General features: G+C 39.5%; 20 protein-coding genes. 13 read left to right on the forward strand and 7 right to left on the reverse strand.

Annotated elements, in window-relative coordinates; genetic code table 11:
- Nucleotides 1–56: 56 nt before the first annotated feature.
- From AC0L7T_RS20405 to lpxK, 5 genes are all read right to left on the reverse strand, one after another.
- The gene (locus AC0L7T_RS20405; RefSeq protein WP_473337987.1) at nucleotides 57–1,745 is read right to left on the reverse strand and encodes a GMC oxidoreductase; all 1,689 of its coding nucleotides are present in this window, start codon (nucleotides 1,743–1,745) and stop codon (nucleotides 57–59) included.
- An 11-nt stretch (nucleotides 1,746–1,756) separates the two neighbouring features.
- A complete protein-coding gene (locus AC0L7T_RS20410; RefSeq protein WP_473337989.1) occupies nucleotides 1,757–3,001 on the reverse strand; it encodes an ABC transporter permease in 1,245 nt (414 codons plus the stop codon).
- Nucleotides 3,002–3,267: 266 nt separating this feature from the next.
- Nucleotides 3,268–3,879 (reverse strand): MiaE family protein, encoded by a 612-nt coding sequence (locus AC0L7T_RS20415; RefSeq protein WP_473337990.1) that lies wholly within the window; start codon nucleotides 3,877–3,879, stop codon nucleotides 3,268–3,270.
- Between the two features lie 8 nt (nucleotides 3,880–3,887).
- Nucleotides 3,888–5,837, reverse strand: coding sequence for a putative porin (locus AC0L7T_RS20420; RefSeq protein WP_473337992.1), 1,950 nt, complete (start codon nucleotides 5,835–5,837; stop codon nucleotides 3,888–3,890).
- Nucleotides 5,818–6,888, reverse strand: a complete 1,071-nt coding sequence (gene lpxK / locus AC0L7T_RS20425) for a tetraacyldisaccharide 4'-kinase (protein ID WP_473337994.1) — start codon at nucleotides 6,886–6,888, stop codon at nucleotides 5,818–5,820. The genes AC0L7T_RS20420 and lpxK overlap by 20 nt, the downstream gene beginning before the upstream one ends.
- 44 nt (nucleotides 6,889–6,932) lie before the next feature.
- Between lpxK and AC0L7T_RS20430 the strand changes: the two genes are divergently transcribed.
- The 3 genes from AC0L7T_RS20430 (at nucleotide 6,933) to AC0L7T_RS20440 (ending at nucleotide 9,316) form a co-directional block, all read left to right on the forward strand.
- Complete coding sequence (locus AC0L7T_RS20430; protein ID WP_473337996.1) at nucleotides 6,933–8,033, forward strand: Nif3-like dinuclear metal center hexameric protein; 1,101 nt, start codon at nucleotides 6,933–6,935, stop codon at nucleotides 8,031–8,033.
- Nucleotides 8,034–8,036: 3 nt separating this feature from the next.
- Complete coding sequence (locus tag AC0L7T_RS20435; RefSeq protein WP_473337998.1) at nucleotides 8,037–8,807, forward strand: zinc ribbon domain-containing protein; 771 nt, start codon at nucleotides 8,037–8,039, stop codon at nucleotides 8,805–8,807.
- A 98-nt stretch (nucleotides 8,808–8,905) separates the two neighbouring features.
- On the forward strand, nucleotides 8,906–9,316 hold the full coding sequence (locus AC0L7T_RS20440) for a hypothetical protein (RefSeq protein WP_473338000.1): 411 nt from the start codon (nucleotides 8,906–8,908) through the stop codon (nucleotides 9,314–9,316).
- Here AC0L7T_RS20440 and AC0L7T_RS20445 read toward each other — a convergent pair.
- Nucleotides 9,306–9,935 (reverse strand): histidine phosphatase family protein, encoded by a 630-nt coding sequence (locus tag AC0L7T_RS20445; protein ID WP_473338001.1) that lies wholly within the window; start codon nucleotides 9,933–9,935, stop codon nucleotides 9,306–9,308. The genes AC0L7T_RS20440 and AC0L7T_RS20445 overlap by 11 nt on opposite strands.
- A gap of 54 nt (nucleotides 9,936–9,989) precedes the next feature.
- On the opposite strand from AC0L7T_RS20445, the gene AC0L7T_RS20450 reads away from it, so the two are divergent.
- From AC0L7T_RS20450 to AC0L7T_RS20495, 10 genes are all read left to right on the forward strand, one after another.
- On the forward strand, nucleotides 9,990–10,409 hold the full coding sequence (locus tag AC0L7T_RS20450; protein WP_473338003.1) for a hotdog fold thioesterase: 420 nt from the start codon (nucleotides 9,990–9,992) through the stop codon (nucleotides 10,407–10,409).
- A gap of 5 nt (nucleotides 10,410–10,414) precedes the next feature.
- Nucleotides 10,415–11,623: a chorismate-binding protein gene (locus AC0L7T_RS20455; protein ID WP_473338005.1), complete on the forward strand. Its 1,209-nt coding sequence runs from the start codon at nucleotides 10,415–10,417 to the stop codon at nucleotides 11,621–11,623.
- A 2-nt stretch (nucleotides 11,624–11,625) separates the two neighbouring features.
- Nucleotides 11,626–13,308, forward strand: a complete 1,683-nt coding sequence (gene menD / locus AC0L7T_RS20460) for a 2-succinyl-5-enolpyruvyl-6-hydroxy-3-cyclohexene-1-carboxylic-acid synthase (protein ID WP_473338007.1) — start codon at nucleotides 11,626–11,628, stop codon at nucleotides 13,306–13,308.
- 200 nt (nucleotides 13,309–13,508) lie between these two features.
- Nucleotides 13,509–14,390 carry an inositol oxygenase family protein gene (locus AC0L7T_RS20465; RefSeq protein ID WP_473338009.1) on the forward strand — a complete coding sequence of 294 codons (882 nt, stop codon included), beginning with the start codon at nucleotides 13,509–13,511 and terminating at the stop codon, nucleotides 14,388–14,390.
- Nucleotides 14,391–14,461: 71 nt separating this feature from the next.
- A complete protein-coding gene (locus AC0L7T_RS20470) occupies nucleotides 14,462–16,036 on the forward strand; it encodes a solute:sodium symporter family transporter (RefSeq protein WP_473338010.1) in 1,575 nt (524 codons plus the stop codon).
- 1,207 nt (nucleotides 16,037–17,243) lie between these two features.
- Nucleotides 17,244–18,467 (forward strand): efflux RND transporter periplasmic adaptor subunit, encoded by a 1,224-nt coding sequence (locus tag AC0L7T_RS20475; protein WP_473338012.1) that lies wholly within the window; start codon nucleotides 17,244–17,246, stop codon nucleotides 18,465–18,467.
- A 19-nt stretch (nucleotides 18,468–18,486) separates the two neighbouring features.
- A complete protein-coding gene (locus tag AC0L7T_RS20480; RefSeq protein WP_473338013.1) occupies nucleotides 18,487–21,657 on the forward strand; it encodes an efflux RND transporter permease subunit in 3,171 nt (1,056 codons plus the stop codon).
- Nucleotides 21,658–21,714: 57 nt separating this feature from the next.
- On the forward strand, nucleotides 21,715–23,166 hold the full coding sequence (locus tag AC0L7T_RS20485; protein WP_473338014.1) for a TolC family protein: 1,452 nt from the start codon (nucleotides 21,715–21,717) through the stop codon (nucleotides 23,164–23,166).
- A 446-nt stretch (nucleotides 23,167–23,612) separates the two neighbouring features.
- Nucleotides 23,613–24,188, forward strand: a complete 576-nt coding sequence (locus AC0L7T_RS20490) for a pentapeptide repeat-containing protein (protein WP_473338015.1) — start codon at nucleotides 23,613–23,615, stop codon at nucleotides 24,186–24,188.
- A gap of 157 nt (nucleotides 24,189–24,345) precedes the next feature.
- A complete protein-coding gene (locus AC0L7T_RS20495) occupies nucleotides 24,346–25,047 on the forward strand; it encodes a TVP38/TMEM64 family protein (protein ID WP_473338017.1) in 702 nt (233 codons plus the stop codon).
- Nucleotides 25,048–25,233: 186 nt separating this feature from the next.
- Here the strand turns inward: AC0L7T_RS20495 and AC0L7T_RS20500 are convergent, their stop codons facing one another.
- Nucleotides 25,234–26,565, reverse strand: a complete 1,332-nt coding sequence (locus tag AC0L7T_RS20500; protein ID WP_473338019.1) for an amidohydrolase family protein — start codon at nucleotides 26,563–26,565, stop codon at nucleotides 25,234–25,236.
- Nucleotides 26,566–26,578 lie beyond the last annotated feature (13 nt).

The following is a 26,578-nucleotide window of genomic DNA, read 5'->3' on the forward strand; positions in this document are numbered from 1 at the left end:
AACTATTAAAAATAAACAGCATTCGAATTGATTGTAGGATCTAAAAACCAACCAATCTAAATTTCCTTCCTTTTCAATGCCTTTACAGCATGATCTACCGCTCTCGCTGTAAAGGCCATATAGGTAAGACTGGGATTTTGAGTGCCTGTTGAGGTCATAGAGGATCCGTCCGTGACATACACATTTGGGCAAGCATGCATTTGGTGGTATCTACCTAAAAGAGAGGTTTTCGGGTCTTTGCCCATTCTTACTCCTCCCATTTCATGAATATCCAAGCCTGGGGCTTGTCCACTATCTTTTTGTTTGATGTCCTTACAACCTGCCTTTTCTAGCATTTCTGCCCCTTGGTCCAAAAAATCCCTAAGGGACTTTTCATCGTTTTCGTCATAGCCTACATCCACTCTTAATTGCGGCATTCCCCATTTATCTGTTAATTCATCATCGAGGTAAACCTTGTTTTCGAGTTTGGGAATGGTTTCTCCCTGCATCATCATATAGACTCCCCAATCCCCTACTTCCGAATTGGCTTCCTTAAATTCTGGACCAAAATCAACATTTCTAGAATTGCCCCAGCCTCCTCTACCCGCAGAATAAAAAGTCATGTACCCCCTTAGAAAATCCATTTCCTGCTTTTTCACATTTCTAAAATTAGGCATCATGATGGCAGTTGGCCGCCGTCCATAATAGTAATCCTCAAGAAAGCCATCCATTTTAGCAGACAATGAACCTCTGTAATTGTGAAATGCAATATGGGTTCCCAGCAATCCATTGTCATTGCCCAAACCATCAGGGAATCGTTTGGATTTTGAGTTAAGTAAAATGAGGTTTGAGTTTAAGGTGGAAGCATTAACAAATATCACCTTGGCATAAAATTCAGTGGTCTCCATGGTTTCTGCATCCACCACTTGTACACCTGTAACCTTGCCTTTCGCATCATCGTAAATAAGTGAATGAACCACTGAATGCGGTCGGATGGTAAGGTTTCCCGTTGCTTCGGCGGCGGGTAAAGTTGCCGAATTTGAACTAAAGTAAGCACCAAACGGACAACCTCTCTGACACATGCTTCTTGCCATACACTTCCCTCTTCCCTGCGCCATGTGATGCGCTGCAGGCTGGGTAAGGTGGGCACATCTGCCAATCACAAAATTTCTATCCCGATAGGCTGCATTTACTTTCTGCTGAATGGATTTTTCCACTTTGTTCATTTCCCAGGCAGGTAAAAACTCCCCGTCAGGCAAGGTTTCCAAACCATCTTTGTTTCCACTGACGCCAATGAATCGTTCTACATAACTGTACCAGGGCGCAATGTCTTCATAGCGTATGGGCCAATCTACTGCAAACCCATCTCTGACAGGGCCCTCAAAATCATATTTACTCCATCGCTGCACCTGCCTGGCCCAAAGCAAGGATTTGCCACCAACCTGATAGCCTCTAATCCAATCAAAAGGCTTGTCCTGAACATAAGGATGCTCCTTGTCCTTTACAAAAAAATGATCTGCATCATCTTTAAATGCATAACACTTCGAAACAATAGGGTTTTCTTTCTTTACCTCAAGAGACATTTGCCCACGTAAGGGGAATTCCCAGGGGGGCGTATGCATGGTAGGGTAATCCTTCTTGTGCGTTACATTTCTGCCTCTTTCCAGCACGAGAGTTTTTAGACCTTTCTCGCACAATTCCTTAGCGGCCCATCCTCCACTAATCCCTGAGCCAATAACAATGGCATCAAATGTATTGTTACTCATTTTAATAGCATTTATTCGTACCGAAGTGACTCTATAGGATCGAGCTTACTGGCTTTGTAAGCGGGCAAAAGGCCAGAAAATAGCCCCACTAAAATACAGACTACAAACGAAAAAATAATCCAAACCCATGGAATCAAAAATCCTCCCGGCCCCACTGTATTGCCTACAATATTACCTATACCAATCCCCATAATTACGCCTAGAATTCCTCCCATAACGCAAATCACAATGGCTTCTATTAGGAATTGTTGTCGAATACGAAGTGGGGTAGCGCCCATTGCTTTTCTGATACCAATTTCTCTGGTTCTTTCTGTTACGGACACCAACATAATATTCATTAACCCGATAGAGGCTCCTAAAAGGGTAATAAAACCTATCCCAAAACCCCCAATCCTCAGATACCCGGCAATTTCTTCAAGGCTTTCTCCCAGTGTCTGGGATTTTACTACCTCAAAAGAATCCTCCATGCGTACATCATCTTCACGAACAGCACGCATAATGCCTGTTGCCTGACCCATTTCGTATTGTAACTGTAAAGGGTCTTGTCCGGCGATGGTAATGGTATACCTAAAACTACCTCGATTATCAAGGTTTCGCGCATTCAAGATCGGAATGATGATGGCCCGGTCAGCACCAGAATCACCTCCTACTCCACCTTGTTTCTCCATAATACCAACGATGGTGTACCGCTTTCCATAGAATGAAATGTACTGGTTCAAGGGATCTTCCCTATCCTCAAAAAGAGTCTTTTGGATTTCAGTACCTATAACACATACATTGTTTCCATATTCAATCTCTACATTACTAAAGCTTCTTCCTTTCTCTATTGATACTCCCTTTATTAAAAAATAATTCTCATCTCCTCCGATAATACGGCTATTGGGATTGGTTTTTTTGGAGGCTTTTTTAATCTCTGCAGAACCTGAGACGAATGTAGTAATTGTGGACACTCCTCTCTGATTGTATTTTTCCTTAAATTCGGAGGCTTCTCTAAAGGTAATGTTTGGGTAGTTTTTGGGTGCGATTCCAGAAGAAGTAGCCCTTCCTCCGGAAAAACCTTTACTCCTAACATCAAAGTTATTGGCACCAAAGCCTGAAAGGCTTTCTTCAATTTGAGCCTTCATGGCATCAATGGCGGTTAGCATTCCTACAAGGGAAGTTATGCCAATTGCAATAATCAAACCGGTAAGAATGGTTCTGAGAAGGTTTGATTTCACTGACCTAAAGGCTTCTCTTATATTTTCGAGCAGATTCATAGATTGTCCGTAAGTGGCCAATAATTAATTTTATTCCTGTCTTTACCGTTAATATTAATGAAAATTACCCTTCATAAAAAGGAATCAAAGGTTTTTAATTGTTTTTAACACAAGGGGAATCTTCAGGAACTGAAGCAAGTCAATAAAACCCTAAACAAAAGTGACTGAGGTATTGCTTGATCGCTAAATTCCATACCCAATCATGATTGCCGATAAAGTACTTTCAGAATTCCATAAAAATGGCCAGTACCTTTATGTATTTGATTTTAATGCATTCTATCTCCTCTGATCTCCAAGTCTTTCAATACCTCCCTCTCATGCGTCAACCATTCTTGCCAGCGCAATTCCACCTTTTCAGGATCCTGGTATTTTTTAGCCAATTGAATAAAATTCACATAATGACCCGCTTCAGAAATCATGAGTTCATGGTAAAAATTGCACAATTCTTTGTCTTTAAGGTTTTTCCACAACAATTTGAACCGTTCACAAGACCTGGCCTCAATGAGGGCATTCATTAATAATAACTCTGAAAGCTGGTCCTTCCGGCTTCCTCCTTTTTTCACAAAAGACTGAAGTTGGATGACATAATTGTCCTTTCTGGGAAAGCCAAACTTATACCCACGCTTTCTGATTTGTTGCATCACGGCATCGAAATGCTGCCATTCTTCTGCTACCACCGGGGTAAGCACAGCTACCATATCGTCAAATTCTGGGTATTTAATAATTAGGGAAATGCATGAGGAAGCTGCCTTCTGTTCGCAATAAGCATGATCCACTAATATAGCTTCCAAACTTATACTGGCGATGTCCACCCACCTTGGGTCGGTAGGTAATTCCAACCGCAACATTTTATTTTTTGTCGATTCCTGCCAGCTCATTTTACTCTTTAATCAAAAAAGTACCAACTAATTCCAACATCCAACATGCCTTTTAAACCGGTATAATCTGGCGTAATAAAATAGCCGTCATTGGCCATCTGTCCAGAATTCAGATGGTTGTACCTAAACAATACCCTTGTCCTATTGATCCGGAAATTAAGAAATGCATCAGCAACGGGATAAGCATAAACATTGAAATCATTTTGCAGGTAAAATTGCTGGGTAGCGGGCATGTATGCTGGCGCATAATTGTCGCTTCGATACCTTCCTTCTATACCAATTTGCACATACACATGATCGTCAAACAAAGGCCCATCAAAGAAAAACCTCGTGTTTACAAAAATTTCAGGGATACGAAATTTATCAGCAGCCCCTCCAGTTATCAGAGTATAATAGGCCTCAGATTGCCAGTGAAATTTGCCTGCAAAAACCAAATGAGATTCTAGGCCTGGAATTACCATAAAAGCTTCAGATGAAATCTGTTCCGGCATCATTTCTTCATTGTAGAAGATGTAATTGTTAATTCTGTTGATCGTCAAATTAGGCCTAATTTTATAATTCTTAAAATCACCTTTGATCGTACCTTTAATTTGGTCCACTCCTATACTTGAAAAATCATTGCTCCACTTATAATGATTGCCACTATATTGTTGCTGCATCATGTTCGGCTTGTAAAGCGCTTTGGTATAACTTACATCCAAAAATGGGGAAATAAACAACCCTTTTATTCGATAACCATCTGGGATAAGGTATTCCCCTTCCGCTTCGAAAATCCAATTTTCATTAATTTCTCCACGAAGGGCACCACCGAGAGATAACTCAGTAAAGGAATTGTTGGACGTGAAAAAACGGCTAGCCATTCTTCCAGTCCTTAATTTTACAAATGCATTGTAATAAACAGGCCCAAAATCCCCTTTAAACCCTACTTCATTCTTCCATTCTGAAAAATGATTGTGATTATTGGTTGTATCCTCTTTACTGTAATTACTTTCTTCATTGTCAGAATTAAATCGGTTTTCATTGAAGAAATCAGCATCCGAAGTACCCAAGTCAGAAAAGAAGGTGACAGCCTGTTTCTTTTTATCAAAGACATGATAAGCTTGCCATCCCTTTAATATTTCATACTCCTGATAAAGGTGATAATTCTGTCTTAAATCAACGGCTTTGGAGTTACTCAACCATACCTTTGCGTCTTCATAAGTGAAATACAAGGAAGTGGTGTCCACATCTGGGGGTATAATCCCTCCTTGTTCATTCACATTGTGCTTCATTCTGGTAATGGTTCCCAGCAAAAAATACTTGCCATTTTCAGACTTGTAATTGGAATGTATCTCATAAGAATCATTCACCACATTATGGTCATCTCTTGTCGTTGGATTGAGGGTTTTTGTGGCCCTAATGGTATGGTAGCCTATTCCTACATTCCAATTTGGAGTGATGTTTCTGGCAAAGCCAATATCCAATTTATTCCGATTTCCTCCACCAAAAAACGCCTCAATTTTCGTGTAAGGAGACTTTGTATTGTAATACTGGATACTGTCCGGGGTATTGTGGTAAATGTCATAGGAATGAAAACCCGAAGTTCTCCCAATTTGAACGGGGACTTCATAAAAAACAGGCCTCGCTGCGGTTCCTAGATTACCAAGATCCTGGTATTTGTACCAGGTATTGGCCACTGCCTCATAATTATGGAAACCTGTAAGAGAAGTGTCCAATTCCAATTGTTTGAACCTATTGTTCCTTATGAAGTTTTCGTAGTAATAAAGCGAGGTTCTAGGCCCATAAACCATCTTGGTAGAATCGTCTAACAAGCCTTTTTGCATGGCATTATTTCCTTTCTCCTCATCCGAAGGAGGGGCGTTAGGCCTTTGCTGCTGCGCCAAAGACGGGGCAATAAATGCAATCGTTATTGCTAACAGCACGAAGAAAATTCTCAGATTAAATCTCACTATCCGCATTTTTGTTAATAATCATGCTTTTAATACTTTTTAAAAGCTGTTCTTCTTCTTTTTGCTCCATATCTATCTCCACAGGCAACACAAAAACCGGAATATTTTTCATCAATTCCAACAATTTATTATCCTTCAATTTTACAGCATCTTTCTCTGTCGTCAAAATGCACACATTTTTAGCCGAATACTTTTTGTAAATATCGCTAATTCTCCCCATATCTTTTGAGGTGTAATAGTGATGGTCAGGAAAAGCGATGGTTTCCAGCACTACTTTGTGCATGCCTTCTAATCTTAAACGTATTGGTTCTGGATCTACTATACCAGTAACCAAAATAAATTTATCACCAGGGTTGGGAAATTTCGGATTTAACGGGTAAGGAAGTCCATATTTAAGCCCCGCAAAATAGATTGGTTTCTCTGTATGGAGGTAGGCTGAAATCTGCGCTTTGAACTTGTCTTTTTTTTCCTGCTCCAAATCATCCGGACATTTGGTAACCACTATCATATCTGCCCTGTTCACATTTTTTCTTCCTTCCCTCAACCTACCCACCGGAAGAAGATAATCATTAAAGAATGGACTTTTGTAGGTTGTCAATAAAACATTAAGGTCGGCCAAAAGATACCTGTGCTGGAAGGCATCGTCAAGTATAATGGCCTCCACTCCTGGTTGTTCTGCCAATATCATGGGTATGGCAAGAATCCTTTCCTCCCCAACTGCCACAGTCACTTTAGCTTTAAACTTTGAATAGATCTGGAAAGGTTCATCACCGATTTCACCAGGAGAACTTTCTCCCTGAGCCAATCTGTAGCCGTTGGTCTTTCTTCCATAGCCCCTACTTAATACAGCCAAACGGAATGTTGATGAAAGGTGGTTGATCAAAAACTCTACAAAAGGAGTTTTCCCAGTCCCTCCTATCGCTAAATTTCCCACAACAATCGTTGGCACCTCAAAAGGTTGACTTCTTTTAAGTCCTGCATCAAACATCCTGTTTCTCAATGAAGTGATCCCGTCGTAGATAAGGGCAAATGGAAACAGTAAAAAATCAACAAAACGCATTGGTGTTTTTTTTGTAGTTTTGGGAGTAAAACGAAAGCAAATATATGGTTTATTTGATTAAGGATATCATATCTTATCTGGAAAACATAGCGCCAACGGCCTATCAGGAAAGTTATGACAATGCAGGATTAATTGTAGGCAACCCCTTGGCTGAAGTAAATGGGATCATTTGTTCGCTAGATGTAACGGAAGAAGTTGTACAAGAAGCCATAGAAAAAAAATGCAACCTTATTGTTGCGCACCATCCCATTGTTTTCAGAGGCCTCAAACGTTTAACAGGCAAAGACTATGTAGAACGTACGGTAATAGCCGCTATCAAAAACGATATTGCCATCTATGCCATACACACTAACCTGGATGCTGTTAGCCAAGGTGTCAACCATAAGATCGCCGAAAAAATAGGCTTATTAAATCCTCAAATTCTTGCGCCAAAAAAGGGTATTATTTCTAAGCTTACCACCTTCATTCCCAAAGGAAACGTAGAGGAGGTATTGGAGGAATTGTATGCTGCGGGAGCTGGAAACATAGGCAATTATTCCAATTGCAGTTTTAAGTCTCAGGGAATAGGAAGCTTTTTACCGAAGGAAGAAGCTACGCCAACACTTGGGAAAAAGGGAGAGCTGTCCTCCATAGAAGAAACACGTGTGGAGTTAATATTCCCTAGTCACCTGGAAAATAAAATCATCAATACTTTAAAAACGGCACACCCTTACGAGGAAGTCGCCTATTACTTGCAAATATTAGAAAACAAAAATCAAGAGGTAGGCTCAGGCATGGTAGGTACATTGCCTGAACCACTGTCGGGAAATGATTTCCTACTCCATCTGAAATCATCGATGGGGCTAAAAGTAATAAAACATACGGCCATTTCGGATAAAAAAGTAAGCAAAATTGCAATCTGCGGAGGGGCGGGTATTTTTCTTCTGAGTCATGCCAAAAATGCTGGAGCGGATGTTTTTGTAACCGCTGACATCAAGTATCACGAGTTCTTTGATGCTGAAAAGGATATCCTATTGACCGACATAGGGCACTATGAGAGTGAAATTTACACAAAAGAACTATTAAAAGACATATTGTCACGAAAATTTAGTAATATTGCAACCTATTTGACAAATGTAATTACAAATCCTATAAGTTACCTATAGTACATGGAAAGTCCAGTCGCACAAAAATTAGAAGCAATTCTCAACTTACAAAATATCGATTCTCGTCTTGACGCAATATTTAAGGTGAGGGGAGCACTTCCTGAGGAAGTCCAGGATTTGGAAGATGAGATAATAGGATACGAAACCCGACTAAGCAAATTTAATGCTGATATATCCTCCATGGAGGATGAAATCAAAAAGTACAAAGATGCCATAAAAGATTCCGAAAAGCTGATCAAAAAATACCAGGATCAGCAAATGAATGTTAGGAACAACAGGGAGTATGACGCAATCACCAAGGAATTGGAATTGCAGGATCTTGAAATTCAGGTTTCTAAAAAGAAAATTACCGAAACTCAGGTAAGAATTGAAAGCAAGCAAAAGGATATCGAAGCTCTTAATGAAATCTTAAAGGACAGACAAAAAGATCTGGACCAAAAGAAAGGTGAACTTGATACCATCGTCTCTGAAAGTGAAAACGAAGAGAAGAAGCTTAAAAATGACATGGAAAAAGCTGCTAAAAAGGTAGATGCCAGGTTGATCAAATCTTACGACAAAATCAGAACCAATGCTAAAAATGGTTTGGCAGTTGTTTTGGTTAAGCGAGGTGCCTGTGGAGGTTGCTTCAATATAGTTCCTCCTCAGAGACAAGCTGAGATAAGAGAAAGGAAAAAAATTATAGTATGTGAACATTGTGGCAGAATCCTCGCTGGTGTTGAAGACGAAATCGTTGAAGAACCAACACCGAAGAGAAAAAGAAGCAGCAAAGCATAAAACTTAAAAAAATCCGGAAATTAAATTTCCGGATTTTTTTTTACTTAATCCAATTTCATTATTGATTCGTATATAATTATTGTATATATTACGATTCTATGAAAAAGGTATTATTGGTTTTTACTGCATGTATCCTTACATTTCTTTCTGTTGCAAAAGAGAGATCTGACAAAACCTTTTTGATTATTTTTGACAAGGACGAGCTTGCCTATCATCAAGCCAATCCAAGTATCATGGAGGTAAATTTCTCAAACACTTTCGACACCAAACTCTATTTAGGAAATTCCGAAACCGCCTTATTGGTTACTGTCCCATTTGCAGATTGGACAGTTTGTGAAATGGGGAAAGCCATTGTAAAAGTCTCCAACAGTAAGGAATTGCCTCTTGAACAGGTTGCATTTAGAATTATTGATCTGGATGCAAGTCAGCAAAATTTCAAATCATTGCTATCAGATTCTCTAGAACAAACTTCAAAAGTAAAAAACCCTCTAATAAAGTTTAATCTATAGCATCCTTGCTAATCGATGGAGAGGGGTGATAGGTGTCCAAGTAGACCTTCCCGTCACTTTTCTCTTCCAGGACATAACAGCATAGGTTTTCATGTCTAAACGCATCCATATACCTTAAATCATACCCCAATACAACGGTCATAAGTATCCTGATGGCCCTGCCATGCATGCATACGAGAATGTTTTCACCTCCTGTCTCAAGAATATGATCGAAAGCACGTTTTAGACGCTTTGCTACTTCTACTGGAGATTCACCCCCATCTATTTTGTGACCTAATTCTCCAGAGGACCATCTTTCCAACATGTCAAGATAATATTTATTTTCCTGATGATCCATAGGCAATCCTTCATAGTTTCCCCAAGAGATCTCATTTAAATCCACCAATTTCTCTTCGGGAATTTGAGGATTCAAAAATTTCGCTATCGATTGTCGGGTTCTGATTAGTCCTGAATAATAAATGTGATCAAAAGGAATATCCTTGAAATTCTCATAAAAGGCCGCTGCCTGCTTTTCCCCCGTGGCATTAATAGGTGCATCAATGCCACTTCCTTGTACTACTCCTTTGAGGTTATAGTCAGTTTGCCCATGCCTTACAACATATATTTTTTTTGTCCTCAAGATTTCCTTAATTTTGGTTCAAGGTTCAAAGAAAAAAATTTTATCCCATATAACATGCTATTTAAGGAAAAACCCGACATGGATTTTTTAAATAATCTGGGAAAGGACAATATGTCCGGCTTTCTAGAAATTAATTTCACTGATATAGGCGATGATTTCCTGGAAGCAGAAATGCCCGTAAATAATAAAACCAAACAACCCATGGGCTTGTTACATGGGGGAGCAAATGTAGTATTAGCAGAAACACTAGGATCTGTGGCTGCCATGCTTTCACTGAAAAATGAAAATGAATACGCTGTTGGACTGGAAATCAATGCCAATCACCTTCAATCTGTAAAACAAGGCAAAGTAAAAGGCAAAGCGATGCCCATTCATATTGGAAGAAAAACCCAAGTCTGGGAGATTAAAATTTCGGATGACAAAGGCAAACTTTCCTGCATTAGCCGATTAACTGTGGCTATTTTACAAAAGTAAAACATATGGAAGCCACCAATACAGTAATAAATGCCTCCAAAGAGCTTGTAATCTCCTCTCTTTTTGTAAATGCCTTTAGAAACAATGCGGCGATAGCCATTTGGCGAAAACCAGGTTCGTCAAAGGTAGAAGCCATTACGGACAAAGACGATGAAGGATACATTGGTCAGTTAAAGGACTTGGATAATCTTCCTCCGGGATTTATGATTCACCCCTTTATAAGCTCCCAATTGCATCCGCCGCTTTACATTAAAGCCACCAGCTACTTTTCTTTCAACCTCAATGAAGAAACAACTGATGGATCACCCATTGGAGAACTACCTGATATAGGGGAGAAAAAGGTAGCGGAACTTGCGGTTGAAATCAGAAAGTTCATTGGTAATTCGCAGAGTAAAGCTTCTGTTACAACTACGACGAAGCCGAACTTTATAGAAACCGTTAACAAAGCCATTGACGCAATCAATTCTGGAGAATTATTTAAAGTAGTCCCTGCAAAGGTCAAAAGCATTGAATTACCCAATAATTTTGACCTGGCCTCAGTATTTCTATCTCTTTGCAAAGCCTACCCAAATGCGTTTATCAATTGCTTTTATAGTGAAAAAACAGGACTTTGGATTGGAGCAAGTCCCGAAACACTGATTAAAACCAAAGGCGATGAATTCTTTACCATGGCTTTGGCTGGTACTCAAAAAGCACAAGGTGAAAATCCACTTAAAAATGCGGCCTGGACACAAAAAGAAATAGAAGAGCAGGCCTTGGTTAGCCGCTATATTGTGGATTGCTTCAAAAAAATCCGACTTAGGGAGTATCGAGAAATAGGCCCGAAAACCACTGTGGCAGGAGGTCTTTTACACCTAAAATCTGAGTTTTTAGTTGACATGAAAAACACAAATTTCCCTCAGCTAGGCAGTGTGATGCTGGAACTATTACACCCTACTTCGGCCATTTGTGGCATGCCGAAAGAAAAGGCAATGGAATTCCTACAATCAGAGGAACCTTTTGACCGAGCCTATTTCTCAGGCTTCATAGGTCCGGTAAACATGAATGAGGAAACATCATTATATGTTAATCTTCGATGCGCCAAATTAGACAATAAAGAAACCTTGCTATTTGCTGGAGCAGGTATTACTGAAGACTCAATTCCGGAAAAAGAATGGGAAGAGACTGAAATGAAATGTAATATTATTGGCCAGTTTATTCAACCCGAAATGTAATTTTGATACTTCCCCAACTCACCTATCTAGCCTCTATCTGTGCCAATAGCGGCATCACTGAAGCCATCCTTTCTCCAGGTTCACGTTGTGCCCCTATTTCCCTGGCATTTATCCGCCACCCTGACATCCATTGCAGGGTAATTCCTGATGAGAGGTCAGCAGCTTTTATTGCCATGGGCATGGCCCAGCAACGCAACAAACCTGTAGTGCTCATTTGCACCAGTGGTTCTGCAGCATTAAATTATGGACCAGCGATTGCAGAAGCCTATTACCAGCAAATCCCCCTATTGGTCTTAACAGCAGACAGACCTCCCGAATGGATTGAACAATGGGATGGTCAAACCATTCGCCAGGATAACTTATACAGTACATATATTAAAACAAGTTTTACCTTTCCAGATGAGGTTTCTCATCCAGATAAACTTTGGCATGCTAAAAGAATAGCAAAGGAAGCCATAACCCAATCAAGTGAAATGCCCATGGGGCCCGTACACATCAACATTCCGTTGAGGGAACCATTTTATCCAAGCCATGAAGAAGAATATCCTTTTGAAGCTACAGATCTAGAGCCGGCGCTTGATCTTCACCAGACAACCACCAAACTAAAAGAGGAAAGTGCCGTTCAGGTTAAAACACAGCTTAATAAGTACAAAAAAGTATTGCTTCTGGTGGGTCAACAACGGCCTGATGAGAGAATTAAAAAAATGCTGAAAACAATTGCTGAAAACCATCAGGCGGTGGTCGTTACAGATGTAATCAGTAATATGTCTCAGGAAAATACGATTGAACACCATGATTTCTTTTTAGCCAATCAGAGCAGTGAAATGGTGCCAGATCTAATGATCAGCTTTGGTAAATCTATCATTTCAAAAGCTTTAAAACTTTTTTTAAGGGAGCACGAAATTGCCCATTGGCACATTCAACCACAAGGCCAGGTTCCAGATCCTTTTCAGCATCTTAGCCAAATCATTCGGCTGAACCCAGTATCTTTCTTGGATTTCTTCCAAAAAGAATCACAGCAAATAGACTCTGATTATGAAAATGAATGGCTGAATAAAAACACAGCCATAAAAAACAATTTACCCGCAGTGCTTGAAAACACACCCTTTGGGGAGTTGAAAGCCTTGGATAAGGTATTGCAAGCGCTTCCCTCCTATGGGAAAATTCACATAGCCAACAGTATGGCCATAAGGAATGTAAACTTTTTGGGGCTTAGGGGCGATGACCTTGAAGTAATATGCAATAGAGGCACCAGCGGAATTGACGGGTCAAATAGCACAGCAGTAGGTTGTACCTTCACAACGAAGGAGCCAGTAGTATTACTCACCGGAGACATGGCTTTCTTTTACGACAGAAATGCGTTCTGGCATCAGTATAACTTGCCAAACTTACGGTTGGTCCTATTTAACAATCATGGAGGAGGTATCTTTAGAATGATAGATGGTCCGTCAGCATTGCCTGAAATGGCCGAATATTTTGAGACCCGTCAAAAATTAAGTGGAGATAGTCTGGCAAGTGAGTTTGGATTCCAGTACCAAATGGCACAATCCATGGAAGAACTGCAATTGGCGTTGAAAGCATTTTTCCAAACCTCATTAAGTCCAAAGCTGCTTGAGATTAAAAGTGACAGTGAAGTCAATACCCAGGCCCTTAAAATGATTAAGGAAGCCTTGAAGGTTTGCTGATCCCAAACTTGGAGAATTAGTGAGGAATGGCTCAACGGAAAATGATTTGGTTGCAAAGGTTTATTGTCAAGGCAAAATTTAACCTCGTAAAAATCAAGCGTAGCTAAATTTTCATTAAATTTAAGGTGAAAATAAAATTTTGGATCAAACATTGATTTGTTTTTTCTACCTTTAACGCACTGATAATAAACCTTTAATTCATGCGACAGGAATTGACAGAAAAAGAAAATGCCCCATTGGACAATATTGAAGATTGGGAGGCTGATTTGAAAGTAAGGTATCCTAAGCCTAAGTCTGAAGAGGCCAAAAGCAAAACAGATTACCGCAATTACCATGACTCTGAACGCGTAGCAACGGTCAAGGAATTTTATCGCCTAAACCATCAATACCAGACCCTTGATTTTGTTACTCAAAAACAAGAGGAGTTTCTAAAATTCGACAAAAAGGAGATGCCATTTTGGGATGCTATTGATTACCTCAATACGCTCGTGGATGATTCTGATCCAGACACCAGTCTCGATCAGCTCCAACACTTGCTACAAACCTCGGAAGCCATAAGAGCAGATGGACATCCTGATTGGTTTGTGCTTACTGGTTTTATCCATGATTTGGGCAAGGTATTGTGTTTGTTTGACGAACCACAGTGGGCAGTAGTTGGAGATACCTTTCCTGTAGGCTGCAAACATTCTGACAAGATAGTCTACCCCGAATATTTTGATGCAAATCCTGACAGCAAAGACGAGCGATACAATACAAAATATGGTATCTATGAGAAAAATACTGGCTTAGACAATGTTAAAATGTCTTGGGGCCATGATGAGTACCTTTACCAAATTACAAAAGACTATCTCCCAGAGCCTGCATTGTACATGATCCGTTACCATTCTTTTTATTCGCAACATAGGGAAAATGCCTACGACCATTTGATGAGCGATCATGACAGAGAAATGTTCAAATGGGTAGACAAATTCAATCCTTATGATTTGTATTCCAAGGTACCTGTTCCACCAGATGCCAAGGCCTTGAGACCCTATTATGAAGACCTGGTTGCCAAGTATCTTCCTGCAACCTTGAAATTTTAATTGCGATTTACAATAAACCCAAACCTTGATTGCTGCCCATCATAAGCTGGGCAGCAATTTAATTTTATATTATGCTCACGGTTATAACCTTCGTAGGATTTACATTATTTGTTGCAATTTTTTCCTGGTACAAATTAAGAAAGGATGACATCAGTTCCAGAGATGGCTATTTTTTAGGTGGAAGATCGTTGACAGGAGGGGTTATTGCAGGGTCGATGATTCTTACCAATATTTCTACTGAACACCTTATAGGACTAAATGGATCTGCCTATAAAAATGGCATGATCATAATAGCCTGGGAGGTTACCAGTGCCATCGCTTTGGTTATAGCAGCCCTTTACTTCTTACCCATTTACCTCAAGATGGGATTGACAACCATCCCACAATACCTGGAACAAAGGTATGACAGTACCACAAAAACTATTGTAGCCTTTTTATTGATGGTTTCATTTGTCGTCACCTTACTTCCAATAGTTCTTTACACCGGAGCGATTAATCTGGAAAGTATCTTCAATGTCTCCGAAGTATTAAATGTCAGTAGGTCTGAAGGCATTTGGATTACAGTAGTAACCATAGGTGTTGTTGGGTCCATCTACGCCATATTTGGCGGTTTAAAGGCCGTTGCACTGTCAGATTCCATAAATGCCATAGGATTGCTTATAGGTGGATTAATGGTGCCTACACTTGCCCTCTGGGACATTGGTGATGGCAATATTATAGATGGAATAACAAAAGTTTATGACTATGTCCCTGAAAAATTCAATGTGATAGGCAAAGCGGATTCTGTTTTACCATTTAGCACTATTTTCACCGGACTGATGATCAATCAATTGTATTTCTGGGGAATGAACCAGACCATCATACAAAGAGCCTTCGGTGCCAAAAACATGGCTGAAGCCCAAAAAGGATTGTTATTTACGGGAGTGATGAAGATTTTCATTCCTTTAATTATCGTAGTACCAGGAATAATCGCATACTATTATTATGGTGACATGTATTATGACAACCAGGATTTTATTTATCCGGTATTATTGATGCGTGTAATGCCTTTGGGATTGCTGGGCTTTTTTGCAGCAGTAGTGCTTGGAGCCATATTGAGTACGTTCAATAGTGTTTTAAACTCGGCAGCTACAATATTTAGCTTAGACATCTACAAAAAACTTATTGACACTAATTCCAGCGATAAAAAGCTAGTTAGGGTGGGCCGCCTTAGCTCTCTGGTGCTGGCGGTATTTGCCATTTTGATAGCACCTCTTGTTGGAAATGCCCCAGAAGGATTGTACCAGCTAATGCAGCAATTAAACGGTATCTTTTTTATCCCTATAGCATCCATTCTAATTGCCGGATTTTTCATATCAAAGATAACTGCCAATGGTGCCAAGGTAGGTTTAGTTACTGGACTTTCATTTTACTTATTGACCTCCTTCATTTTTGATTCAGGAATTCACTTTATTCATATTTGGGCAATTGAATTTATTATCAACCTCCTTGTCATGTTTGCCGTTAGCCATTACTTCCCTGGAAAACCGAATACATTCGTCAGAAAACCTCCTGTGTTGGAGATGAAGCCCTGGAGATATGCCAAACCAGTTTCTCTAGCATTATGTATCGTTACCATTTTGATTTATATATGGCTGGGAAGTTAAAGGGAAATTAAGCAGAATAGTAATTTCTTTTAATGGCTTCATGGGTAATCTATCTTCGTCTAATAGGGCCACACTTTCAACATATTATTAATGATAATAATACATCTCTAAGTAACTACCTCAACAATTAATATTAAGGTAGTTGCATTTGGCAATAACCTAATATTATTCTCCCCATGATTTAAGTGATTCGCAAAATGTTTAGCGATGTAATATTACTTTTCGATACCTCACTATCCGTTCCGAAAAAATAAGACGAGAGACAAGTCATGCATTCACTGTAACTGATTAATTCTCCAACCCTACACACGTACATTTTATGGTGGTCCTTATCCGATTGAATACCTATTGACCTTATTCTCATTTCGAATTTTATACCAATAAAAAAACAGTGGAAATTTCCAGGTTTTTAAAATGTTTTACGCCCCTTATATCCTCCTTATTACGTGTCCTTTAAAGTCTTTAACCTAAAAATAAATTAGCTAAAACCCTTTAACTATAAAAACAACCTGACCATCTCTTTTCTAATTTTTAGAATCGAACCCTAATCTATATTCCTCTTTGAATTCTCAGCTTGAAAAGCCAAAATACCAGTCTATTTTTGTTTAAACGTGGTATTTGCTTTTGTAAGCGGTCAGTCTTTCTGATATTTTTTCTCTACTTTTGTGCTGTGGAAATTGGGAAATACGATATAGGGACGTTTTTAATCAGAATTGTTTTAACCAATTTACTGGCTATCTTTTTACTTTTTCTTTCTGTTGCAGAAGGAGAAAAAGCCATGTATAATTTCCCTTCCCCTGAGTTTCAAATTGGAGTACTAGATTATGATTATTTAGAATTTCCTACTTCATTAACCAGAGCTTCCTATAATTATTCACCCCAAAAAAACATCTTATTACCTGTTTTTTATTTGAAGGCCAATTATTTTAAAAGCCTGATAATAGCCTCATTAAATATCCCCAAAAGAATCTGCACATCAGCTTCTCTAAAACAGCTTAAGCGAATCATAAGTTTGGTGATTTGCAATAATGCACCTTGAGTTAATGATCCGCTAAATACCAAAGTTAAACACCCATAACTGTATTAGCGATTGTCGGAAAAACATCCCTTAATAATCCAGTAAGATCTCCTATTGAGGATCTCAAAGGAATCATTGCTAGAAATCCATAGTATCATTTTATTGAAATTTTAACTTTATTCAGAAGAAATGTTGAACAAAAACCAATGGTTCAGGTCTTCCCTAATGGGATACCGGACAGTCATCACGTTGCTTTATTTGGCTGGGATTGTTATTACTACTGTGTCTTGTAGTGAGGGAAGTGGTAAAAACAAAAAAAACAATGAAGTACTTGAAGTTCCAGTCTTTACTTTAACACCAAAAAGCATAGAAGTCCCTCAAACTTATGTTTGTGACCTTCAGGCCATCCAGTTTGTTGAGGTAAGGTCTAAAGTGGAAGGTTTTGTTGAAAAAATATATGTCGATGAGGGGCAAAATGTAAAAAAAGGGCAAGCATTGTTTCAATTGTCCTCTGCTGAATACAATGAATTGGTAAATTCTGCCAAGGCCAAACTGATGCAAGCAAAAGCTGAAGAGAAATCAGCCAACCTGGAAGTAGAAAGACTTAAAGTGCTTGTAGACAAAAAAATCTATTCCAATTCTGAATTAGAATTGGCACAATCTAAAAAAGACATGGCCCGGTCATCCATTTTGGAAGCTGAATCAATGTTGAAAAACGCACAAGTTGGCCTATCCTACACCACTGTAAAAGCGCCATTTGATGGCATTGTAGATAGAATTCCCTACAAAACCGGTAGTTTGGTGAAAAGCGGTGATTTGCTAACAAACATTACAGATATCAGTGAAATCTTCGCTTATTACAGGATTACAGAAAACGAATACCTGGAATTTATGCGTGGTGAATTAGACAAGGGTTCAGACAATGCCCACATGAACCAGCAAGTCAAGGAAACACTTCAAAAAGAACAAGAAGATATTTCGCTTATCCTATCAGATGGGGTGGTTTACCCTTACAAAGGTAAACTAGAAACCATGGAAGCTGATTTTGAACAAGGAACAGGATCCATTGCCCTAAGGGTAAGGTTCCCAAATCCTGATCAATTGATCAAACACGGAGCAAGCGGTAAAGTGCAAATGAAGAGCATGTTAAATGATGTTTTTCTTATCCCTCAAAAGTCTACATTCGAAATTCAGGAATACAATTATGTATATCTGGTAGACAGCGAAAACAAAGTAAATGTCCGTAGTTTCCGACCAATGGGAAGGCATGGATTATTTTATATAGCTCAGGATTTCAAACCCAATGACAAAGTGGTTTTAGAAGGTATTCAATTATTGAAAGATAATGTAACCGTCAAAACAAACCCAGTTGGCGAAGATGAAATTTACAAATCCTTGGACCTAAGCCTTTAAAGGTTAAAAATACTTACGCATGTTTGATTTATTTATAAAAAGGCCTATCCTTTCGACGGTGATCTCTATTTTGATCACTTTGCTCGGACTATTAGCGCTGTTTGGATTACCCGTAACACAATTCCCGGAAATTGTGCCCCCCTCAGTTACTGTAACTTCCCAATACCGTGGAGCCAATGCAGAAGTTATTACCAAAGCGGTTACTACTCCTCTGGAAAGAGCCATCAACGGTGTACCAGGCATGACCTATATGTCTTCTGTAAACACCAATGACGGTGTGTCTGTCATTACTGTTTTCTTCAATGTGGGAACAGATCCAGACCAGGCTGCTGTAAACGTGCAGAACCGGGTAGCAACCGTAGTGGATGAACTTCCTGAGGAGGTTATTCGTGCAGGTGTAATGACGGAGAAGGAAGTTAACTCCATGTTGCTTTACCTTAACCTCATCACATCTGATACCACACAAGATGAGAAATTTGTATATAATTTTGCCGACATCAATATCCTTTCCGAACTAAAAAGAATTGATGGAGTTGGTAGAGCTGAAATTATGGGAAACAGGGATTATGCCATGAGAATTTGGCTTAATCCTGACAGAATGGTGGCTTATAACCTCACTCCCCAGGACATCAGTGCTGCAATACAAAGTCAAAACGTAGAGGCCGCCCCTGGAAAATCCGGAATCAGCTCTGACAGACACCCTCAAGCACTTCAATATGTCTTAAAATACACTGGTAAATTTAACCAACAGGAGGATTATGAAAACATCACCCTTAAAGCACTCCCCGATGGTTCTTTATTAAAAATTCGAGATGTGGCTGAGGTCGAATTTGACTCAGAAGATTACAATATGGTATCGATGACGGATGGACAACCCTCTGCCTCTATCATGATCAAACAAAGACCAGGTTCTAATGCGAGGGAGGTAATTCAGAATATCAAGGATAAAATGGCTGAGTTGCAGGTGTCCTCATTTCCTCCGGGCATGTCTTATAATATCTCCTATGACGTATCGCGATTTTTAGATGCTTCCATATCCGAGGTAGTGAAGACATTAATTGAGGCCTTTCTATTGGTTTCTTTTGTTGTTTTCATCTTCTTACAAGACTGGCGATCCACCCTTATACCAGCCATAGCTGTACCCGTTTCACTTGTTGGTACTTTCTTTTTCATGAGTTTATTTGGCTTTTCGATCAATATGCTCACCCTATTTGCAATGGTCTTGGCTATAGGTATTGTGGTGGACAATGCCATTGTGGTGGTAGAAGCGGTGCACGTGAAAATGCATCAAGATGGGCTAAATGCCCAAGAGGCCACTTTTGCAGCCATGAAGGAGATCGGTGGAGCTATTATTGCTATTACCTTGGTCATGTCAGCGGTATTTGTTCCTGTAAGTTTTCTTTCAGGTCCGGTAGGGATATTCTACAGGCAATTTTCACTTACACTAGCCATCGCCATTGTAATTTCAGGTATTAATGCCCTTACATTGTCTCCTGCATTGTGCAGTATTCTCTTGAAGCCAGTGCATCATGAAGGCAAAAAGAATTTGTTGAGCAGGTTTTTCGTCAAATTCAACGAGAAATATGAAGGATTCTCAGGAAAATATGCCTGGCTTATCGGTAAAACTGCAGGACGAAAAACCTTAACTTTTGGTATTTTAATCCTGTTTTTTGCCCTCACCTATGGAATGACGTTTATCCTGCCCTCTGGATTTATCCCGAATGAGGATCAGGGCATGATCTATGTCAACGTCACCACTCCTCCGGGATCCACTATGGACAGGACCCAGCAAATAATGGATGATGTTCAGGCTTCAATTCTTCCTTTTGACGAAGTGGAAACGATATCAACACTAGCTGGTTACAGTCTGCTTACAGAAACTGCAGGAGCCTCTTATGGCATGGGCATGATCAACCTCGTAGGCTGGGATGACCGTGAAGAGAACGTTAATGAACTAATCGTCAAATACCAGGAAAGAACTGCTCATATTACTGGTGCGGCCATTCAGTTTTTTGCACCGCCGCCAGTTCCTGGATTCGGTAATGCATCAGGATTTGAACTGCAAATGCAGGACAGAACTGGTGGAGACCTGGCTTTCACAGCCTCCACGGTGGATGATTTCCTTAATGAAGTTAGGGCAAGGCCTGAGATACAGGATGTTTTCACCAATTTTGACCCTTCTTTTCCACAGTATATTCTCAGGGTAGACCATGACAAAGCAGCAAAACTGGGTGTAGATATCCGTGAATCTATGGAAACACTCCAAAGTTTTATCGGTAGTTATTACAGTTCCAATTTCATTCAGTTTGGCCAGATGTATAAAGTTATGCTACAGGCTTCTCCCGAATTCAGAACAAATCCAGAGTCATTGCTTAAGATGTACACTAAAAATAATCAGGGAGAAATGGTTCCTTATTCCAACTTTGTGACCTTAGAAAGGATATACGGCCCTGAACAATTAACGCGTTACAACATGTTTATTTCTGCCATGATTAATGGAGATGCCGCACCAGGTTATTCAAGTGGGGATGCCATCAAGGCGGTAGAAGAAACAGCCATCGCTACGCTTCCGAGAGGTTTTAATATCGACTGGTCTGGAATTACAAGGGAACAAATAGCTTCCGGAAATCAAGCGATTTATATCTTCCTTATTTGTTTGGTATTCGTTTACCTTTTGCTTGCTGCTCAATATGAAAGTTACCTACTTCCACTTCCGGTAATATTGTCATTGCCAGCAGGTATATTTGGTTCCTTTCTTTTGTTAAAACTCACAGGCTTAGAAAACAACATTTATGCCCAGGTCTCCCTGGTTATGCTTATAGGCTTATTGGGTAAGAATGCGATTTTGATAATTGAAATTGCCGTTCAATCCAGGGAAAAAGGAATGGGTATTCTAGAATCCGGAGTTCATGCTGCTGTAGAAAGGTTGCGCCCGATTTTGATGACCTCATTTGCATTTATAAGTGGACTTATTCCACTGGCCTTGGCAAGTGGAGCTGGTGCGATCGGTAACCGAACCATTGGTACTGCAGCAGCTGGAGGTATGTTTATTGGTACTTTTGTAGGGATTATTTTAATCCCTGGCTTGTACGTGGCATTTGAGACGCTTTCGGTTTACCTTAACAAGAAGCCTGAAGTAACCCCTATCACCGAAAAGGCGATCAATTCTGCTGATCTTAAAACATCCTAAGGAAGAGCCGATAGCGGGAAACCTTCCCTGCTATCGGCTCTAAAACTGAACAAAATCATGAACAAAAATTCATACCAATATATCGTTTTTATCACCTTGGTGATCAGTAGCCTTACGGCTTGTAAGGTACAAAACACCTCTCTGGAGGACGTAAAAGCACCTCCTACTACTTACCAAGATGCTCTTTTGGGAGAAGACAGCACTAATTTGGCAATGACCAATTGGCAAGCCTTTTTTGATGATGAACACCTAAATGCGTTAATCAAACGTGGTCTGGAAAACAATCAGGACGTAGCTAAGACTTTGGCAAATATCAGGATTTCAAGAGCTGCCTTAAACAGGGCAAAACTTGGACAACTACCTGAATTAAACCTAACAGCAGGGTCTAGTGTGAGAAAGTTTGGAGATTACACCATGGATGGGGTCGGTAATGATGACACCAACCGTTCTTCAACTGTTCCCGATGACAAGAAAATTCCTACCCCTTATACAGATTTCATGGTAGGGGCCGAGTTCAATTGGGAGCTTGATGTTTGGGGTAAATTAAACATGCGTAAAAAGCAAGCCCTCTCAGAATACATGGCATCTGTGGAAATGGGCAACCTTGCACGAACCTGGCTAATTGCGGAAATTGCTAAAAACTATTATAACATTATCGGTTTAGACGAGGAAATCGAAACTTTGTTGTCAAGCATTTCTTTTCAAGAACAAGCCTTTGAACTTGGTAAAAGCTTGAAGAATGCCGGAAAAGAAAGTCAGTTGTCCATTGACCAGTTTGAAGCATTGATGTTGAATTCAAAAGGAATCCTTGTTAAGAAACGAAGAGACCTAAAACAAGCAGAGTTAAACCTTTCTTACCTTTTGGGTACCTACCCTGAAAATATTCAAAGGCAATCTTTATCAGAGGTCAATGTTTTGCCACCTGCACTTGAAATAGGCTTGCCTTCTACACTCCTCACCATGCGACCAGACATTCGGGCTGCTGAGCAAACTTTACAGGCCAATAACCTGGAAGTAGGTATCGCTCGAACAGCATTTTTCCCGACATTTAACCTCTATGGAATGGCAGGTTACAATGCTTCCGAATTCAGTAAACTTTTCCTCAATCCTGCCTCAACGGTATACCAATTAGGTGGTGGTTTGGTAGCTCCTGTATTCAATCGAAGCAGAATCAAGGCTGCCTACGAAACGGCCAAAGCCAGGCAAAAGGTTGCATTGTATGATTATGAACAAACTGTATTGGGTGGATACTTAGAAGTTCTAGGCTTGGTCAATGAATACCAAACATTAGGAGATGAGTTAAACCTGAAAACGGACGAGGTACTTTTACAAAGGCGATCCGTGGACAATGCCAATACCATGTTCAAAGTCGGCTATGCAGATTACCTGGACATGATCAATAGCCAATCGAATTCACTTGCCTCAGAAATCGACTATATTGAATTAAAAATACAGCAGTTACAAAGTATCGTAACCCTATACAGAGCACTTGGTGGAGGATGGCAGTAAGGGCAGATTTCCCATAATTCAAGTTACAATCCTTAAAACATCCCCAATGGCAACCCTTGCCTTGGGGATGTTTTTTTGCTGGGCTTAATTTGAAAGAAGTTAAACTTGAACCCAAGGTTTGATCCCATTTCCTGATACAATCGACATGGGTAGATCTAGAGGGTTTTTTGACCGGAAAAAACCAATGGAGTTCCAAAAATGGATTTGCAGTGACGATTCAATCTAACCCGAACTCAGCTTAATAGATAGGCTATAGCCTATTTCTTTATGGAGGTACCAGCTTTCATAAATAGGTTGAGAACAGGTCATTACAATTCAAATTATAATATTGCGGAGATCGTGCTTCAAAGCGATTTTTTTAATGAAAGTTATACCTTAATTTCGCATTTCAAAGTATTAATATCAGGTGAACTTACTCACCTGAAAACCATCATTAATTATCGTTTATGGAACCTGAATCATTTCAGAAAGAGCATTTTGATCAAATCAATTATTCTGAAAGTAGAATGGCTGGTGAATCCTATGACAATTGTAAATTCACAAGTTGCAACTTTTCCAATAGTGATTTAAGGCGAATAGAATTTATGGATTGCCAATTTGTTAACTGTAACTTTTCCCTTACGAATATTTCTGATACCGCTTTTAAAAGTGTAGGATTTCATCAATGTAAAATCATGGGCATCGATTTTGGTAAATGTGATGACTTTCTGTTTGCCGCCGCCTTCACAGGCTGTAACCTAGACTATTCTATTTTTCATGGTAAGAACTTAAAAAAAATAAAATTTGATAATTGTTCTTTAAAAGATGTTGATTTTTCAAATGCAGATTTAACGCTAGCTATTTTCGATAATTGTGATTTATTGGCTGCCTCTTTCTTTAAAACCATCTTGGAGAAAGCAGATTTCAGAACAGCTTACAATTACAGCCTAGATCCAGAAAACAACAAGGTCAAAAAAGCAAAATTCTCTGTTACCGGACTTCCAGGCCTATTGTCAAAATACAATTTGGATGTGGAATACTAATGGATACTTTTCATTATTTGTTACAAATCAAATTGACTTTTAAACATTTACTTTGTTATAAATTATAAAAAAATAGGTCTTAGGAAGTTCACTTCGGCATTATTTTAGTGCATAAGCCCGTACAATTATTTTCAGTTTTACAAATAGCAACAATTCTATGTCGAATAAAAAAGTGACTGTTTGGCCGTATCTTTTTTCATTTTTATTTCTGGGAAGTCTTGTTTGCCTGTATTTTCTAAATGCATCAGTTCAACAGTTTTTTAATGAAGCCTGGAATGTGCTTGGTAGCAATGACGAGCAGAAAATTTCAGATTGGGTAAGCCAGTTTGATCTTTGGGGGCCATTGATAATTGTTGGTGCCATGGTATTGCAGATGTTTATGTTTATAATCCCCTCTTTCCTTTTAATGGTTGTCACCATTGTGGCTTATGGGCCTTGGGTAGGTTCGGGCATTATCCTGGTAGCCATATTCACTGCCTCCACTATCGGTTATGGCGTAGGGGTGAATTTTGGCACACCTGTCATTCAGCGTATACTCGGTGAAAACACAGAGAAAAAAATAACTGGATTTTTGGAAGATTATGGCTTCTGGGCAGTAATTGTTACCAGAGTATCTCCATTTTTATCCAATGACGCCATTAGCATCATTGCAGGAATGCTTCGCATGGGGTACTGGAAATTTATTGCCTCCACCATGCTAGGAATTTTACCTTTGACCATCATTATTGCAATTCTGGGCCAAAACAATGAAGGCATGAAAACTGGCTTAATTTGGGTAGGTGTAATAAGTCTCCTAGGGTTTATCGCTTATGTATGGTGGGATAGAAAACGTAGAAAAAAAAGTACTGTAAACCATTAAATAAAGGCTTTCAATGACGCTAAATAGACAGGCTACCGCTTTCGGATAAAATCGAAACAAACACGAAAACCCTATCCGGGTTTAAATTTACAAAAGCATAAAAAAACCCCACATAGTGATGACTATGTGGGGTTTTTGGCTTAAGTTCTATATGATTCTTCCGAATTCTTTTGCCCGCATTTGGACTTAATCCACTACTTCATTATTGTCTACCCAATCTCCGTTAAGCATAACCTTATTAATCGAATACATGGCCTTAATGTCTACTGAAGGGTTACCATCTACCAAAATCAAATCCGCCAATTTACCTTCTTCTATACTACCCAATCTATCCTGAGTACGGAAATATTCTGCATTGATAATTGTACTGCTAGAGATAGCTTCTAAAGGGCTTAGACCTGCTGCTACCAACAATTCCATCTCTCTTTGATAAGCTAGGCCTGGTGTCACATATTTACCAGTATTGTGAGAACCTGTAACTATTTTTACCCCTGCCTTATGGGCCATTCCAACAAAGTCATGCATGTTTTTGAATCCTTTTGCCTCATAATCCTTTACTTCGCTGTCTCCAAATTGCTTTTCAAATGTGGCAAGTGTTGGTGACAACACCACATTATTTTTGGCCGCAAATTCAAGTACATCCTTCACCCTGTCAGTAGACAAATCAATTTTAGACCATAAAAGATACCTTCCAGCCCTTCTGTTGTTACTGTCTTCTTGAACTGATTTTCTAAACTCTTCTGCATCTTTAGGATCAGCGATAGACGTTCCAAAAGAGGTAACATGCTCTATACCACGTAAACCAGCCATAATTGCATCGTCAGCATCAACCAACTCCAAATGTGCAACAACGGGAATATTGTATGAATCAGCAGTTTTGACAACTGTTTCTATGTACTTTAAAGGAAGTCTGAAATAAATTTTTATCCCAGAAGATCCATTTTTTACATACTCGGCAATTTGTGATCTGATGTGATCACCATCTCTAATCAAAGCCGCCTGCTGAACATATACACCTGGATAGCCATCAAGGTGCGAACCCGTCACATATACCCTTGGCATTTTGGCTGTAGCAAAATGTTGGGCTTGGTAAAACCTAATGGGATGACCTGGGTCTCTCATAGTGGTTACTCCGTTTTTAAGAAGCGCGTTTAGCGATTTATTGTTATTGGCACTGTGAAAATGAGAGTCTACTAAACCTGGAAGAAGACTCATTCCTTTTCCATCAGTGACTTCTGCTCCTTCAGGTATTTTTACCTGATTCTTAGGGCCTACTTCAATGATTCTATTCCCCTTGATCACTACTGTGGAATTCTCCATTGCAGGCCCACCAAGCCCATCAATCAGGCGAACACCTACAATTGCGCTTACCTTATCGTTGGAAGGACCGTCAGGTGGATTAATTTCCAATAATGAAGGGTTTGCAGGGCTATTTTGTGAGAAAGCCTCACTGGATAAGAATAAGAAGCCCAGGCTCATTAAAAAAACTAGACATCTCGAAATTTTAGCTACAGTCATTGTTATATTTTTT

It is taken from the genome of Cyclobacterium sp. 10D3-21 (assembly GCF_055809755.1).

Coding starts and splice junctions, on each gene's coding strand:
- AC0L7T_RS20480 (WP_473338013.1), top strand. CDS start 18,487: ATGTTTGATTTATTTATAAAAAGGCCTATCCTTTCGACGGTGATCTCT.
- AC0L7T_RS20450 (WP_473338003.1), top strand. CDS start 9,990: ATGCTATTTAAGGAAAAACCCGACATGGATTTTTTAAATAATCTGGGA.
- AC0L7T_RS20435 (WP_473337998.1), top strand. CDS start 8,037: ATGGAAAGTCCAGTCGCACAAAAATTAGAAGCAATTCTCAACTTACAA.
- AC0L7T_RS20465 (WP_473338009.1), top strand. CDS start 13,509: ATGCGACAGGAATTGACAGAAAAAGAAAATGCCCCATTGGACAATATT.
- AC0L7T_RS20455 (WP_473338005.1), top strand. CDS start 10,415: ATGGAAGCCACCAATACAGTAATAAATGCCTCCAAAGAGCTTGTAATC.
- AC0L7T_RS20490 (WP_473338015.1), top strand. CDS start 23,613: ATGGAACCTGAATCATTTCAGAAAGAGCATTTTGATCAAATCAATTAT.
- AC0L7T_RS20470 (WP_473338010.1), top strand. CDS start 14,462: ATGCTCACGGTTATAACCTTCGTAGGATTTACATTATTTGTTGCAATT.
- AC0L7T_RS20410 (WP_473337989.1), bottom strand. CDS start 3,001: ATGAATCTGCTCGAAAATATAAGAGAAGCCTTTAGGTCAGTGAAATCA.
- AC0L7T_RS20495 (WP_473338017.1), top strand. CDS start 24,346: ATGTCGAATAAAAAAGTGACTGTTTGGCCGTATCTTTTTTCATTTTTA.
- AC0L7T_RS20430 (WP_473337996.1), top strand. CDS start 6,933: ATGGTTTATTTGATTAAGGATATCATATCTTATCTGGAAAACATAGCG.
- AC0L7T_RS20485 (WP_473338014.1), top strand. CDS start 21,715: ATGAACAAAAATTCATACCAATATATCGTTTTTATCACCTTGGTGATC.
- AC0L7T_RS20405 (WP_473337987.1), bottom strand. CDS start 1,745: ATGAGTAACAATACATTTGATGCCATTGTTATTGGCTCAGGGATTAGT.
- AC0L7T_RS20420 (WP_473337992.1), bottom strand. CDS start 5,837: ATGCGGATAGTGAGATTTAATCTGAGAATTTTCTTCGTGCTGTTAGCA.
- AC0L7T_RS20500 (WP_473338019.1), bottom strand. CDS start 26,565: ATGACTGTAGCTAAAATTTCGAGATGTCTAGTTTTTTTAATGAGCCTG.
- AC0L7T_RS20440 (WP_473338000.1), top strand. CDS start 8,906: ATGAAAAAGGTATTATTGGTTTTTACTGCATGTATCCTTACATTTCTT.
- AC0L7T_RS20475 (WP_473338012.1), top strand. CDS start 17,244: ATGTTGAACAAAAACCAATGGTTCAGGTCTTCCCTAATGGGATACCGG.
- AC0L7T_RS20415 (WP_473337990.1), bottom strand. CDS start 3,879: ATGAGCTGGCAGGAATCGACAAAAAATAAAATGTTGCGGTTGGAATTA.
- lpxK (WP_473337994.1), bottom strand. CDS start 6,888: ATGCGTTTTGTTGATTTTTTACTGTTTCCATTTGCCCTTATCTACGAC.